This window comes from Pseudomonas sp. AF32, assembly GCF_022342325.2.
In the GTDB taxonomy this organism is placed as follows: Bacteria; Pseudomonadota; Gammaproteobacteria; order Pseudomonadales; family Pseudomonadaceae; genus Aquipseudomonas; species Aquipseudomonas uvaldensis.
This window is the reverse complement of the sequence record NZ_RQJK02000034.1, coordinates 1-15,062: the sequence shown is the minus strand read 5'-3', so window position 1 is coordinate 15,062 and position 15,062 is coordinate 1. Positions and strand designations below refer to the sequence as shown.

At 58.2% G+C, this 15,062-nt stretch carries 13 protein-coding genes and 1 pseudogene; 2 read left to right on the top strand and 12 right to left on the bottom strand.

Going from position 1 to position 15,062, the window contains the following annotated elements; all coding sequences use genetic code 11:
• Positions 1–111 precede the first annotated feature (111 nt).
• On the top strand, positions 112–879 hold the full coding sequence (locus tag EGM97_RS24880; RefSeq protein WP_238964986.1) for an HNH endonuclease: 768 nt from the start codon (positions 112–114) through the stop codon (positions 877–879).
• 122 nt (positions 880–1,001) lie between these two features.
• Positions 1,002–1,236 (top strand): annotated as a pseudogene (locus EGM97_RS24875) (type II toxin-antitoxin system antitoxin DNA ADP-ribosyl glycohydrolase DarG); the annotation flags it as partial.
• 51 nt (positions 1,237–1,287) lie between these two features.
• Here EGM97_RS24875 and EGM97_RS24870 read toward each other — a convergent pair.
• The 12 genes from EGM97_RS24870 to EGM97_RS24815 all read right to left on the bottom strand — a co-directional run.
• Positions 1,288–2,112, bottom strand: a complete 825-nt coding sequence (locus EGM97_RS24870) for a hypothetical protein (RefSeq protein ID WP_238964985.1) — start codon at positions 2,110–2,112, stop codon at positions 1,288–1,290.
• A 471-nt stretch (positions 2,113–2,583) separates the two neighbouring features.
• Positions 2,584–2,943, bottom strand: a complete 360-nt coding sequence (locus EGM97_RS24865) for a DUF6124 family protein (protein ID WP_238964984.1) — start codon at positions 2,941–2,943, stop codon at positions 2,584–2,586.
• Positions 2,944–3,443: 500 nt separating this feature from the next.
• Complete coding sequence (locus EGM97_RS24860) at positions 3,444–4,448, bottom strand: hypothetical protein (protein WP_238964983.1); 1,005 nt, start codon at positions 4,446–4,448, stop codon at positions 3,444–3,446.
• A 230-nt stretch (positions 4,449–4,678) separates the two neighbouring features.
• Positions 4,679–6,091 carry an aldehyde dehydrogenase family protein gene (locus EGM97_RS24855; protein ID WP_238964982.1) on the bottom strand — a complete coding sequence of 471 codons (1,413 nt, stop codon included), beginning with the start codon at positions 6,089–6,091 and terminating at the stop codon, positions 4,679–4,681.
• Positions 6,092–6,100: 9 nt separating this feature from the next.
• Positions 6,101–7,144, bottom strand: coding sequence for a homoserine dehydrogenase (locus EGM97_RS24850; RefSeq protein ID WP_238964981.1), 1,044 nt, complete (start codon positions 7,142–7,144; stop codon positions 6,101–6,103).
• A 259-nt stretch (positions 7,145–7,403) separates the two neighbouring features.
• The gene (locus EGM97_RS24845; RefSeq protein ID WP_144929816.1) at positions 7,404–7,841 is read right to left on the bottom strand and encodes an Lrp/AsnC family transcriptional regulator; all 438 of its coding nucleotides are present in this window, start codon (positions 7,839–7,841) and stop codon (positions 7,404–7,406) included.
• 9 nt (positions 7,842–7,850) lie between these two features.
• Complete coding sequence (gene thrC / locus EGM97_RS24840; protein ID WP_238964980.1) at positions 7,851–9,230, bottom strand: threonine synthase; 1,380 nt, start codon at positions 9,228–9,230, stop codon at positions 7,851–7,853.
• A gap of 16 nt (positions 9,231–9,246) precedes the next feature.
• Positions 9,247–10,137, bottom strand: coding sequence for a LysR substrate-binding domain-containing protein (locus EGM97_RS24835; protein ID WP_053151845.1), 891 nt, complete (start codon positions 10,135–10,137; stop codon positions 9,247–9,249).
• Between the two features lie 42 nt (positions 10,138–10,179).
• On the bottom strand, positions 10,180–11,610 hold the full coding sequence (locus tag EGM97_RS24830; protein ID WP_238964979.1) for an amino acid permease: 1,431 nt from the start codon (positions 11,608–11,610) through the stop codon (positions 10,180–10,182).
• 102 nt (positions 11,611–11,712) lie between these two features.
• Entirely contained in the window at positions 11,713–13,032 is a 1,320-nt protein-coding gene (locus EGM97_RS24825; protein ID WP_238964978.1) for a cystathionine gamma-synthase family protein, read from the bottom strand.
• A gap of 273 nt (positions 13,033–13,305) precedes the next feature.
• Positions 13,306–13,617: a contact-dependent growth inhibition system immunity protein gene (locus EGM97_RS24820; protein ID WP_238964977.1), complete on the bottom strand. Its 312-nt coding sequence runs from the start codon at positions 13,615–13,617 to the stop codon at positions 13,306–13,308.
• The coding region (locus tag EGM97_RS24815; RefSeq protein ID WP_477788870.1) for an RHS repeat-associated core domain-containing protein at positions 13,607–15,062 on the bottom strand (1,456 nt) is incomplete at its 5' end. The genes EGM97_RS24815 and EGM97_RS24820, both read right to left, overlap by 11 nt.

Sequence of the window (15,062 nt, the reverse complement as noted above, 5' to 3'; positions counted from 1 at the left end):
AAAGGTCATCGAACACCGCATGATTCCCAAACGCCATCAGAAGAGAATATTCTGACGACATACTGCGCTGCGTCCTACAGCGAAACGGGAAACCTACGGATAGCCCCCGCCATGTCCTCCTCACCTACCAGCAATCAATCCAATCCACCTTGGAGCCGTGACGAACTCGTCCTAGCTCTGAACCTTTACCTGCTGTACCGCAATGGCTTACCTGGCGTTAACCATCCAGAAGTCCGAGCCCTATCACAGAGCCTCAATCTCATTGGCAACGCCATCGGTATGAGCAAGAACGAGAGTTTTCGTAACGCCAACGGTGTTTACATGAAACTCAACAATTTCCGTCGCTGGGATCCGAGCTACACCAACACTGGTCGCACAGGTCTTGCAAAAGGCAATAAGGACGAGGAATTGGTATGGCTGGAATTCGCGGATAACCCCGAGCGCTTAGCCGAAGTCGTAGCAGCCATCAAGGCGAACGTCGGAACCACTCCTACTACGCCAATAAATCTAAGCGAGGAGGAAGAACCGGGCTTTTTCGAAGCAGAAGAAGGGAAAGTGTTGACCCGCGTACACCGTGTTCGGGAGAGAGATAAAAAACTCGTCAAACGAAAAAAAGATGAAGCCCTCAAAAAGCACGGAGCCCTCCAGTGCGAAGCCTGTGGCTTCAACTTCAGCGAAACATACGGTCCGGACATCGAAGGCGTTATCGACGTACACCACACTAAGCCACTGCATACGCTCCAACCCGGCGATAAAACCAAGCTCACAGACCTGGCTTTACTATGTGCCAATTGTCATCGCGTAGTGCATTCACGCCGTAAGTGGCTGAGCGTGGCAGAGGTCAAGGACCGTTACCAAGCAGCCACAAACAAAGCTTGAACCGGCCAAGTGTCGAGGGACACCGGCAGAAAACCCGCTTCGCCAAAAGAAAACTCTTACAATCCAACCCTAGGTTTCTGACAAGGATGTTGTCAGGTTTCTGGCGACATACAAGAGGCAAGCTTGGCATGGAATGCAGTCTGCTTGAGATTCAGAAGCTGGCTTGGTTTCTTGAGCGCGCCATCGAAAAGCTGCCGAATACCGAAAGCCCATTGAACCTTCAGCTCGTGGCTCAGAAGTACGGGCGCCAACCGGTTGGAGCATCTGCTCAACAACCTGGATGGCAGCTATCTGCACTGCGACAAGCGCATCAGTGATGCGTGTATCGGTGATGTGATCTGGTTTGACGAAGGGCGTCATCGAAGCAAACACTCAGAGCGCACAGCCCCCGGGAAGTTTTAGCGACTATCAATCATCAAGCACTGAAAAATCCAGACCAATAATGATTTCAGCTATATCAATTTTTTCAACTTCACAGAAATGCTTCAGATCGTTCCATATAGACCACGAGTACTCTAGCTGTGAAACCCCCACCATGGGGACTCCAAAGTCGTTTGTGCCATTATCAAAAACGAATCCATGACTATCCAATACTGAAATAAGCTCCCTGATTGTTTGAACGGACTGACCAGTTGCAAGCCTAACCTCTGCGTCTGAAATTTTAATAGTCAACGGCATCCGACACTCTTCACCGCGCTTTACGATAACCAAAAAAAGTTCCCTAGCTGAGAGTGGAATTTTTTTAATCCTTTTCGCTACCCCGTTTACATCCTTAATCACGCACTCTAATTCTGCCTTCGAATGTTTCCACTCCAAAGTCCGGTTGAGCTTTTTAAGATTTTCGGCTAAAACGACATCAGCAAAATCTGTTTGATCGGAGATCGTCTCCAACATTGATCCCACCACATCAGAAAATCTTTTCTCATGTTCTGCTTTAAATCGTTTCATTTTGGCAGTTGGGAATTGCTCTACGTTATTTGTCTCGACGTGGTGGTCGTAGCACATCAACGTCAAATTGGAAGCGTGCCTACGTTGTTCATTGGTCTGATCAGCATTGAAGCGCTCACCTCCAGGCTCTGCCGCTTCGATATGGCAAATTTGAGCGACAAACACACCCTTGGCATTGAATAGCACTTTATTACAGCCACTAAAGGAGCAACGGTTCCCTGACTTAAGATACAGTTCACGCAACGTATTACGTGTTGGAGGAAGCCGCTTCGGCTTTTCTTTCATCTGCAAACACCAATAAATTTTATTTAAGTTAAAGACACCAAGCCTTGCATGCCAATATTCATAAAGCTTTAAATTTAAGATTAACCGTTCCTAACACATTGTGTTCGCTAGCAAATTGCTCACACACTATACAGACTAAAATCTGCCAACATCGACTAACACGATCCGCTCAAACGTGATCATGTCTCAAAGACAACGTAACGGTCGCCAAAGCCGAGCTTTCGGTTGATGCACCTTGAGCCCGTGTCGAAAACGATATCGTCGGGTCGGTAGCTGTCGCAGACATTCTATCCCTACACTGCACACCCAGCCACCGAGCTTAGTAGACCAAGGCTTGGAGGGGCGAACCGGAATCGGCTTACCCGTTAGAACACAGGCTTTGCCCTTGCGAACACATGCTCCAAGGTTTCGGCTACAAAAAAGGTCTTGCCGAGCAAGACCTTTTTCATTTCGGAGAAAAAACTCGCCCTCCTACCTCACCTCAACAATATCCAAAGCCCGATTCGCCAACAGCTCACTCAACTCAACCACCTGCTGAATCCCCAACGCCACATGCCGCCGCGAGCCTTCAAGATCGGATGCCAGGTCTCCAATCATCGCGTTCGCCGAAGCGAGGTTTTCGCTGAGGGTGGCAAGCAAGCATTCGGAATCCACATCAGAAGCGATGCGATAGATGGTGTTGGGGTTGTCGGAGGTTTCTTTCTTCGGCTTGGGATTCAGGTAGTAATCCAAGGTGCGAGTCGCCGCATCATCAAACTTTTTGTTACGGGCCGATTGGGCGCGGGAGACGGTTTCGTCTGTTGTCGGGGGGTTCGGTGTAATTTTAACCATAGCCTTAGCTCACTCTTGGTTGAGGCTGCGACCCGCTCGCTGCTAAACGAGTGGGAGGCAGCTGTACGCGGGTTAGCAGACCGATGAGCTAAGGAATCGGCGCGCCCGAGGGCGCCCCACGCACAGCCACCATCAAGTGCAGGGATGGGGATTCCTGACTGATGAAGCCTGATACGACTCAACTCGACGGGCTGCTAAACCCGATCACTGATGGGCAGTGACAGGATTCAAGTTACCGACGCGGCCAAGGACGCACAAGCCGGCGGATTCTGGCGTAGTTGTAGGTAATGGCGCAAGGCAGTGTGGGTCAGGGCTGATCCCAGGGCGTCACAATAGACAGCGGGCCGGGGTGTGGGGTGTCATGTCGTCAAAACTCGCTTTTGACGACACGTTATTGGGATATGTCGTTGGTGGCGACATGAGATGTGAGAGCGGTGGGGATAGAAATATTGCTATCGCGAGCAGGCTCGCTCCCACATGGGGAGCAGTCAGGCTCACGCTTATGCAATTGCGCAAACGAAACTCCTGGCGTGACCGGCTTCCGCCCCCATTAAGGTTATGGCTGGTTCATCGATGGGGTCGAGTCGAACCAGGCTCATGCCTTCTCGTCGGTAAACCGAGCTGCCGCCTGAATCAGCGTGAACCACATATCCTCCGTGTTTTACGCCCACGCGAGCCTTAGCGAGGGCAATGCTGGCCGAGACCAGGATATGAAAGTCCAGCACATTGTTCTTATGCAAAACCGTCGCGCCAATAAAATGCTCTGCGCATATTTCCAGAGCGATTTGCAGGTCACGGACAGCAGGGGTTTCTCGATAGCTGCCCGGCATGAATACTTTATCGGCCCAGAACTGCGCCCCAGCCAGTTCTTCCAGCCCATCATTACCAATGTTGGGGTAGCGTTTATGCTGATAGAAGACGTTTCCATCCCAAATGATGAAGCCGGTATTTCTGACGATTCCGTCCTTGGCTTCCGGCCCCCCTTCACTCGATTTCGCGATCTCCTCCTTCGTAATCTTTGCATAGTGGCCATAAATCCTTTTAGACAGGCGATCATGCTGTGGAATTTCGCCCACGACCGCATCCATTTCCTGACTGTATTTTGGCTTATTAATATTTCTGGTTTGTCCCCACGATTTTAACTTCCCGGTCTCCCTTTTCAGCATCCTGGAATCCGGGCGCATCATTGACTTGAACCACAGCGTCGTGCCTGGAACCAGTATCAACCTTGGGTTTCTCTTTGAAACGTCCACCAACGTCGCCCGGATGGTTTCTTTTTCCTCCTCTGAAAGAAGCGTGTCAGGCATGTCCTTGGAGAAAAAATACTCGGGCGCGACGACCAGACAATAATCCAGTCGATGTTGATCGGCATTTTTGGCGAAGGCCGTTTTCGCCATGTCTTCCAAGGCCCCAATTCTTTGGTGGATGGCGACAAGGCTGTTATCAGTAGGGATTCGTAATTTGCGTGTATCGAAGTCCCATATCACCACCAATACGTTCGGCATCCTTCCTCCCGCCCTGGCTGCTGATCGGTGCCGCAGGCCGGGTTGGCCGCATTGGGTGGGGAGGCACTGGCTCATTTTCCAGGAAAACTCAGCTTAGATGAGTCAGGGCGATTTGGCTGACAGCCCCTGAAAAATCTTGGCACGCCGGATTCGAGGCCCTTTCGGATGCTTTCAGAAAAGAAACATCGGGCAGGTGACCAAACCTGCCCGATGCCAACGACCTGAACCCATCACCCCAACGTATTCAAACAAACCACCTTCGGCTGGGTCATTTCCTCATAGGCAAACCGCACTCCTTCCCGCCCGAGGCTGCCGTATTTGGAGCCGCCAAACGGCATGGCATCGAAACGAAAATCAGACGAGTCGTTGATCATCACCCCGCCCGCTTCGATTCGCCGTGCAGCGCTCATCGCGGTGCTCAGATCGTTGGTGAAGATCCCGGCATGCAAGCTGTACTCAGGTTCGTTCGCCAATTCCACCGCTTCATCAAACGTCTCGAACGGTTGCAGCACCACCACCGGGGCGAAGACTTCGTTGCGCCACAGGCGGCTGGTGTGGTTGACGTTTTCCAGGACGGTGGCGGCGTAGCAGGCGCCGTGGCGGTGGTGGCCGCAGAGTAAGGTGGCGCCTTCTTGCAGGGCTTCGTTGACTACGTGTTCGGTGTTTTGCGCGGCGTGGGGGGTGATCATCGGGCCGATGTCGGTGTCGGCCAGCAGGGGGTTGCCGACCACCAGGGCTTGGGCTTTGTTGACGAAGCGTTCGCGGAAGGCTGCGTAGATCGGGGCCTGGATCAGCAGGCGTTGGGTGCCGATGCAGTTTTGGCCGGCGGCCCAGAAGGCGCCGGAGAGGCAGCTGTCGACGGCGGCGTCGAGGTCGCAGTCGGCCATGACGATGACGGGGGCGTTGCCGCCCAGGTCCATGGCGAGTTTTTTCAGGCCGGCGGTGCGGGCGATTTGTTCGCCGGTGATGAAGCCGCCGGTGAAGGAGATCATTCGCACTTCGCGGGCGGAGACCAGGGCTTTGCCCAGTTCGGCGCCGCCGGTGGCGACGGTGACCACGGTTTCGGGCAGGCCGGCGCTGACCAGGTACGAGACCAGTTTGAGCGCCGACAGCGGGGTCAGCTCGGACGGTTTGAGGATCACCGCGTTGCCGCCGGCAATGGCCGGGCCGAGTTTGTGGGCCACCAGGTTCAGCGGGTCGTTGTAGGGGGTAATGGCGACGATCAGGCCCAGGGGCTCGCGGGTGAACCAGCCCTGGCGCGATTCGGCGCCGTCGTAGGCGTCGAACGGCACGACTTCGCCGGCGTTGCGCCGGGCTTCTTCGGCGGAGAGTTTGAGGGTGTTGATGCAGCGTTTGACTTCCTTTTCCGCCTGCTTGAGGGTCTTGCCGGCTTCGTCGACGATCAGCCGGGCGAAGATCCGGGCGTCGCGTTGGATGTTCGCGGCGGCGTGTTCGAGGATGCTTGCGCGGCGATGCCGGGGCAGCGCGGCGCAGGCTTGGGCGCCGCTGCGAGCGGTTGCCAGTAGGTGCGGTACTTGCGCGGCGCAGACGTCCGCCACCGTGCCGACAAGGCTGCCGTCGAAGGGGTTGAGGACGTCGATGTGCGGCTCTGCCACGGCCAGGGCCAGACGAGATACGTTCATGGTGGTCTCCTAGTTGCGCGCGGCAGATTGGTGGATGGCGATGATGTCCGACAGCAGGGCGAACGCGGTTTCCGTGCGCCCTGCCCCAGGGCCGGACACGGTCACGGCGCCGAGCAGTTCGCTGGTGAACGACACGGCGTTGGTGGCGCCACTGATGCCGGCGAGTGGATGCTCGTGGCTCAGCAGGCGCGGTTCGACGCTGGCGCTGATGGAGCCATTGGCGTGGCCGGTGGCGGCGCCGATGAGTTTCCAGCGGGCGCCGTCCTGGCGGGCTTTTTCGATGTCGGCCAGGCTCAGTGAGGAGATGCCGCTGCACGAAACGTCGGCGACGGTGAGCTTGGCATCCAGCAGTTCGTTGGCGAGGATCACCACTTTGAGGCGCACATCGTGGCCTTCGACATCCGCCGTCGGATCGGCTTCGGCGTAGCCCAGCGCTTGGGCTTTACTGACCGCTTCGGCAAAGCCCAGACCGCCTTCCATGCAGGTGAGGACGAAGTTGGAGGTGCCGTTGAGGATGCCTTCGAAACCGACAATCTCGCTGCCGGCCATCGCCTGTTTGGCCACGCGAATCACCGGTGTGCCGCTCATCACCGAGCCTTCGTATTCAAAGGCAACGTTGTTGCGACGGGCCAGGGCCTTGAGCTCGGCGCCGTGCAGGGCGATGGGGCCTTTGTTGGTGGTGACCACGTGCTTGCCGCGCTCCAGGGCCCAGCGGCAGAACGAGGTGGCGGGCTCGCCGTCGACAGGATTGGTGAAGGTGGCCTCGGCGATGATGTCCGCGCCACTGTCTTTGATCACGGCTTCGTTGAGGGCTTCGGCGGAACCGCCCGGCCATTGCGCGAAGGCGCCTTTGGTGGCCGGCAACTGGGCGAGCAGCGCGGCGTCGAGGCCTTCGCGGCCCATGACCGAGCCGAGGAACAGGTCGGTCACGCCGACGATTTTCAGGGTGAAGCCCAGTTCGGTTTTCCACTGTTGGTTACGCTCGGCAATCAGCTGAGCCAATGCCCGGTTCACACCGCCGAAGCCGACCAGCGCCAGTTTGTATTCAGTCATTTTTGTTATGCCCTTGATCCGGGTGATGGGTTGTTAGAATCAAGGTTAGGGCCGGGACCAGGGCAGTGAAATAGGCCAATTTGCTCTATTTTATGGGCGTTTTGACCAGGGGTTGGGCAGGGTGGCGCGCCCCCGACCAACACAAAAAACCTGTGGGAGCGAGCCTGCTCGCGAAAGCGTCAGGTCAGTCAACATCGAAGTCGGCTGGTCCACCGCTATCGCGAGCAGGCTCGCTCCCACAGGGGTTATGTGTTGGGGTTCAGATTACTGATGACAGCACGAATGAGGTGACGGTGTTCTCCACCCCCGGCAACGCCGAAATCTCTTTCCAGACCTTATGCACCCGCTCCGGGCTCGCGGCGCCTACGCGTAGCATCAGGTCGAATTCGCCGCTCATCACGTCGCACTGCTGCACTTCGGGCATGGCTTGCAGGGCTTGCAAGACGTCGGCGCCGCGCATGCGGTCGTAGCGGTAGACGAAGATGACCGCGTTGATGTTCGACGAGGCGTGGGCGCCCTCGCCGGTGCGGACGGTGTAGCCCTGGATTGCGCCGTCGCGTTCGAGGCGTTCGATGCGCTGGCGCACGGCGTTGCGCGAGAGGTTGACCTTGGCCGCCAGCTCGGCGTGGGCGGCGCGGGCGTTGAGGCGCAGTTCGGCGATGATGCGTTCGTCGAGGGGATCGAGGATGCGCTTCACGGGGGCTCCTTACAGTGCTTTGAGCAACTGATGGATCGTGTCGAGTTCGTGCGGCTGGATGCGATGGATCTGCGCCGGGCCATGGACTGAAACCGGAGGTGGTTGGACCGCTAAATTGATTCCCAACTCACCGAGCAACGCCGCCGATTTGACCGGAGAGATCTCCCCCAACGTCACCATCGGCGCCACCAGGCTGCGCCGGTACAAACGCGCCGCGAGCACACCGGTGGCGGTGTGCGGATCGATGACATAACCGGTGTCGCGATACAGCGAAGTGATCTCCTCCAACGTCTGCTGATCCGTGACCGCATAGGAGTCGATGATCATCCGCGCCTGCAACCAGAAATCATTGGCGATGGTCATTTCGCCGCTGGTTTCGAAGCGGTCCATCAGCGCGCTCACCGCCTGGTCGTCGTGCCCGTAGAGTTCCCAGAGAAAGCGCTCCAGGTTGGAAAAGATCGACAGGTCCATGGCCGGCGACAGGGTCTTGTTGGCGCGCAACCGGGAGTAATGGTTCTTCAGGAACAGCTGGTGCAGCGCGTCGTTCTGGTTGGTCGCGACGATCATCTGGGTGATCGGCAAACCCATCTTCTGCGCGATGTAGCCGGCATAGACTTCGGCAAAACTCGCCGCCGGTACGCTGAAGCCAATCGGCCGCTGACCGCCGCCCAGTTGCAGCACGGCGTGGAAGTAGAACACCAGTTGCGCCAGCACACCGATCCAGTTGCTGGAGTTGAAACTGATCGCTTCGTGCTGCGCCCAGGGCCACTGGCGGAACAGGCGGCTGACCAGGGTCTGGCAGTCGTCGAAGCTGCCATTGACGGCGAATTGATGAACCCGCGGATGTGCCGCCGCTTGCAGCTGTTGAAGCTGGTGTTGCGGTACGCCGGCCTCCGGATAAAGCACCACCACCGCCACTTCATCGCAGTGCTTGAACGCTTCGATGGCCGCCAGCCCGGTGTCGCCGTTGGTGGCGCCGATCACCACAGCGCGTTGGCCGTTTTTGCGCAGGAAATACTGCACCAGTCGAGCCTGGAGCTGGGCGGCGAAATCCTTCGAAGAACGGGTCGGGCCATGGAACAGTTCCAGCACCCATTCGTTGCGATCCACCTGATGCAACGGCGCCAGGGAGCGGTGACTGAACTGACTGCCGGCTTCCTTGAGCAGGCGCTTGAGGTCCGTCTCGGGAATCGCCTCGCCCACGAACGGGCTCATCACTCGATAGGCCAGTTCGTCATAGGACAGGGTCGACCAGTTGGCGATTTCCTGGGCTTCGAACAGCGGCAGTCCGACGGGCACGAACAGCCCGCCGTCCTCGGCCAGGCCCGATAGCACGACCTTTTCAAAACCGACCTGCACGGCCGAATTTCGGGTACTCACATAGCGCATGGTTGGCTCCGGTCATTCATTTGAAACGGTGTGCCTGCTCGACCAGCCAGGTGGCAAACGTGACTGCGTCGGGATGTTGCTCGGTCCCGGAACCGCGCACGAGGTAGAACGATTCGCTGGCTTCAATGCGTTGGCTGAAGGGCTCGATCAGGCGCCCGTCGGCCAGCAGGTCCGCGACCATGGATGAGCGCGCCAGGGCGATCCCCTGCCCCAACTCGGCCATGCGCAAGGTGCAGACCAGCGTGTCGAACTGCAGGCCGGCCGACGAGTCGACGTTGTCGGCACCGACCATGTTCAGCCAATAACCCCAACCTTCCTCGTAACCCAGCACATGCAGCAGCGAGTGCTTCGCCACATCCGCCGGCACCTTGAGCGGCGAGCGCGCCATCAGCTCCGGCGAGCAGACCGGGAACAGGCTGTCCCAGGTCAGGCGCTGTGACACCAGGCCGGGCCATTGGCCGCGCCCCCAGCGAATCTCCAGATCGTCCTCGCCATCCAGTTCCTTGACCCAGATGTTGCTGATGTAGCGAATGTCCAGCTGTGGATGGGCCTGACGAAACTCCGCCAGCTTCGGTGCCAGCCAGTGCACGAAAAACGCGAGGCTACCGCGCACCTTGATCGGCCGCCGCTTGCGCTGGCCGAAAATCTCGTTGGTGCCCACCGCCAGCCGGGTGATCGCGTCCTGCACCACCGGCAGGTAGGACTGGCCTTCCTCGGTCAACCCCAGGCCACGGGGCAGACGCTTGAACAGCGCCACCCCCAAGTGACTTTCCAGTTGGCGAATCTGCTGGCTCACCGCGCCCTGGGTCAAGCACAACTCTTCGGCGGCGTGGGTAAAGTTCAGGCAGCGGGCAGACACCTCGAATGCCCGCAGCCAGTTCAAAGGGGGTAATGGTTTCTGCTTCATGATCCGGTTCTCGTCTACGCCCCTTTCCCCCGAGCACGCCAGCTAGATGGCGTCGGACGGCTGCGCCAATGGGTTCAGCAGCAAGCGTTGCTCGCGGCTTTTGCGGGTAATGAAGTACACGAAATAGCACCAGGCGATGAATGGCAAGCCAAAGTACAGCGCCACTCGCTGTTCCGGGTCGAATGCGATCCCGACACACGCCAGCCCGCAGGACGCCAAGGCCCCCAGCGGGATCCACGGATAGCCACGTACGCGGAACTTGAGCTTGCTCACATCACCGCCGTTGGCGACGTAGTGGCGGCGGAACGCGATCTGGCTCGCGGCGATGCTCATCCACACCACGACCACGGCCAGGCCTGAGATCGACACCAGCGCCAAGTAGATGGTGTCGGCGGCAAACACGCTGCTGAGCAACGACGCGGCGCCTCCGGCCATGCTGACGATGATCGCGTTGAGCGGCGTACCCATCCGCGTCAGGGCCGAGAACTGCTTGGGCAGGTGCCCTTGGTCGCTCAGGGTCCAGAGCATCCGCGAGGCAGCGTACAGACCGGAGTTGGCGGCCGACAGCAAGGCGCTGATGATCACGAAGTTCATGATGTCGGCGGAGTACGGAATGCCGATATAAGTGAACACGGTGACGAAGGGGCTTTCGACGATGCCGGCCTGCTCACGGGGCAGCAGGGTCGAGAGGACGAAGATCGTGCCGACAAAAAAGATCGCCAGGCGCAGCACGGTGGTACGGATGGCTCGCGGCACATTGCGTTGCGGATCCTTGGTTTCACCGGCGGCGATGCCGATCAGTTCGGTGCCGGAGAAGGCGAAGGAAACCGCCAGCAGCGTCATGGCAATCGGCATGAAACCGGTGGGAAAAAGCCCTTCGCGGGTGAAGTTGCTCAACCCGATGCTGTGGGCCTGATCGATGTGCAGAAGACCAAGAATGGCCCCGCCGCCAATCAGCAGGAACGCTACCACGGTCGCGACTTTGACCAACGACAACCAGAACTCAGTCTCGGCGAACAACCGCACCGAGACCACGTTGCTCAGGAACACCACTCCGGCGAACAGCGCGCTCCAGATCCACACCGGCGTGTCCGGAAACCAGCGCGTCATCAGGATCCCGGCAGCGGTAAATTCCGAGCCGATGGCCACGGTCCAGGTCAGCCAGTACAACCAGGCCACGGTGTAGCCGGTGCCTGGGCCGAGAAAGCGTGTGGCGTAGGTGCTGAACGAACCGGTTTCCGGCATCTGCACCGCCAGTTCACCCAGGCACATCATCACCATGTACACCATGAGCGCGCCGATGATGTAGGCGATCACCGCGCCCAACGGCCCGGCCTGGTTAACGGTGTAGCCGGAGGTGAGAAAGAGCCCGGTACCGATGACGCCACCCAATGCCAACATGACAATGTGGCGCGTCTGCATTTCCTGTTTGAAGCCGGCACGTGTCGTGAGTTGTTGTTCTTGTAGGGACATGGTTTTGTTCTCATGAAGGTTGTCAGGGCGTGTGTCGGCGCCTGCGGTCAATTACGACGCAGGGTCAACACGAGGCGCCACCAAGCTTTATTATTTTCCTGTTCATGAACGCCCCAATGACCGCCTTGTCGTGGGGGCTGACGCTTCAGCTGATTGTTTCGGAGCACATTTCAGGGTTGTGGATGGGGTGTTTGCCGGGGCCAGTGCATCCCGCGAACGCCGGGCAAAGGCAAAAGCCTGTTTCAGATCGTCCAGCAGATCGTCGGTGTCTTCGATGCCCACCGAGACCCGCACCAGGCCTTCGGAGATGCCCAGGGCCAGTCGTTCTTCCAGGGTGTTTTCGACATGGCTGGTGGTCCGCGCCGGGCCGTAGATGGTTTCCACCGCACCGAGGTTGCCGGCGCAATGGGCGAAGCGCAGACGCGGCAGCAGCACTTTCACGGTGTCCATGCCACCGACCAGGACAAAGCTGACGATGGCGCCGAAGCCGGACATTTGCGCGCAGGCCACAGCGTGGTTCGGGTGGCTTGGCAGGCCGGGATAATTCACTGACTCAACCAACGGCTCGGTCAGCAGGAACTCCGCCAGGGCCCGGGCGCTGGACTGCTGCTGACGCATGCGCAGCACCAGGGTCTTCATACCGCGGATAATCATGTAGGCCGAGAACGGGTCGAGCGCCGCACCGTTGATTTCCCGGTAATGCCGCACCTTGCTCATCAAGGCTTCACTGCCGCACACCAGCCCGCCGAGGACGTCGCCATGCCCGCTGAGGAATTTGGTCGCGCTGTGGATCACCACGTCCACGCCCAGCGCCAAGGGGTTCTGGTTCAACGGCGTGGCGAACGTGTTGTCCGCCACCACCACCGCACCGACCCGTTTAGCGGCTGCCACCAGGCGTTGGATGTCGAGGATCTTCAGGGTCGGGTTGGTCGGCGTTTCCAGGTACAGCACCTGGCAGCCCTTGGCGACTTCCCGTTCGATTTCTTCGTGGTCGAAGGTCTCGCACAAGCTCACGTTCACGCCCATGCGCGGCAGGAACTCTTCGAAAATCTTGTTGGTGCCGCCGTAGCTGTCCCTGGTGGAAACCACCCGATCACCATGGGCGAGAAAGGTGTAGAGCACGCTGCTGATCGCCGCCATGCCGCTGCTGAAGGCCACGGCCGATTCGCCTTTCTCCAACTCGCAGATCTTGGCTTCGAGGGTCTCGACCGTCGGGTTGCTCATGCGGCTGTAGATAAAGCCGGGGGCTTTGCCCAAGGCCACGTCATACCAGGCGTCGATGTCGTTGTAGCCGTAAGCGGCACTGACCACGATAGGCGTCTGCGTGGCGTTGTAGGGATGCCCGCCCTGCTCCCCACCCCAAACCGCCCGGGTCCCCGCGCCTGCGTTATCAAGCCCTGCGCTGTCAGGTTTATTGTTCATTTGAGACTACTCGCACTGAGGGGATGACTGGTGAGTCATTCACTGGATCTGGGAGCCAATATAGGGAAAAGAATCGGGGGCTAGAAACGATGTTATTCGTGCCAAAGGGGTGGTTTTTTTAATGGCTGGGATTGGAACCCGGGGCTTGGAATGGCTGCGATTTACTGCATACAAGCAAGCTCGCTCCCACAGTGATCCGGGGCTGATGCAAACTGAGTGTTCACCCTCGATCCCCCGCTCGCGTTGACGGTGGATCAGTTGGAGTGACTAGAGTTAGTCAAGAGCGGCATCATCTCTATCGAGAACCTCAAGAATATGTTTCAGCCACATAGCGCCACTCTCCCACTCCATCCAATAACAATAATTACAGGGCATTTTTTCCATAATAAAATCTCGAAGATCCTCCTCACCAAGACGTTCGTCCAACAGCACCGAAATTTCTTTTCTTAACGCGTCAATAGCCTGCGGTACCGAATCTGACACGAAAAGTCTTATCACCCCGTCCGGCTCTGATGACTCACACATCCAGTCTTGGTGAAAATAGCAACCAAAAAAATGGAAAAGCTCTGGATATCTATTTTTCATATTTTTCGACATACCCTGTAAGCAAATTATATCCAACAGATGACTGCTTGGATTTTTTCAATACTAAAGTCACGACGGACAATGACTCTAACTTTCCATTTTTTCGTATAACCCCGACTCCAACAGGAGAAGGGAAGGACTGCTGTAAAACCAGTTTCTTTTCTAATTTATTATTTAGAAACCCGTCAATCTCCGTTTCTTTTGTACTCAACACTTTGGAAACCGTTGACTCTGCCGATGCTCTATCAGGAAATGTCGACGCGGTAGGTACGTGAGGTTCTAACTCAAGTCGCCTTCTCAACTGAACCTCAGAACGACCTATGTGCTTGTTTATCAAATGCCCTCCACGAGCCTCATGTGCCGCTAAGCCGCCTCCCGGCACAATCTCGCTAAACGGCCCATCAGCCTCGATATCACCAGGACAGTTGCACACCAACCCCAACGGATCCACCCACCCCGTCGGGTTCAGGGTGTAGCGGTACCCATTGAGCCCACCCGCCAGCTTGCTCGGGTCAGGTGTCAGGTAGCGGCCGGTCTCGGGATTGTAGTAGCGGTGGCGGTTGTAGTGCAGGCCGCTTTCGGGATCGAAGTATTGGCCCTGGAAGCGCAGCGGTTGGTCCAGGCGTTCGCCACCGCCGTGCTGGATCTCGCGGACTTTGCCGTAGCCGTGGTAGCGCGCCGACCAGACGATCTGGCCGCCGTAGTTGGTCAGTTCCTGGGGCGTGCCCAGGTGGTCGAGGTGGTAGTAGAACGGGCAGGTGCTCAGGCCTTTGCCATCGAGCATTACCAATGGACGGAAGGTGCCCGGTTCGTAGAGGTAGCTGCGGTGGTGGCGTTTGCTGCTTTCGGCGACGAGTTGGTCGCCTTGCCAGAAAAATTCCGTGGTCAGGCCGTCCACGGTCTTGCTGATGCGTCGGCCGAAGGCGTCGTAGCGGTAGGACGTTTCGCGACCGTCCGGCGTGGTGACGCCGATCAGCCGGTGTTGGCTGTCGTAGCGGTATTCGGTGACAAGTATCTGGCCCGTGCCCCGGCGTTCGCGGATCAGGTTGCCGAAGGCGTCGTAGTCGTAGTGGCGATCGCCCTCCATCAGCAGACGATTGCCCTTGAGGGTGGTCGGGCCGGGACGGTCCTGCATCAGCAGGTTGCCGGCCGGGTCGTGGGCGAAGTGTTCCGGGGGTTCGGTGTGGGAGTGGTCGATGCGGATCAGGCGATCCAGTTCGTCGTACTGGTAACCGCGTCGCCCCCGCTGGCTGTCGGAAAGGGCGCAGAGGTTGCCCTTGGCGCTGTAGGCATAATCGCGCCAGAACTGTGACTGCTGGTTTTGCAGCACGGTATGGGCCTTGAGGCGGCCCTGTTCATCGTGGTCGTACTGGCTGAGCAACAGGCCTTGTTGGCGTTGCCGTTCGCGGCCGGCCTGGTAGCGGTGTTCGGTGAGGCGTGCGCCG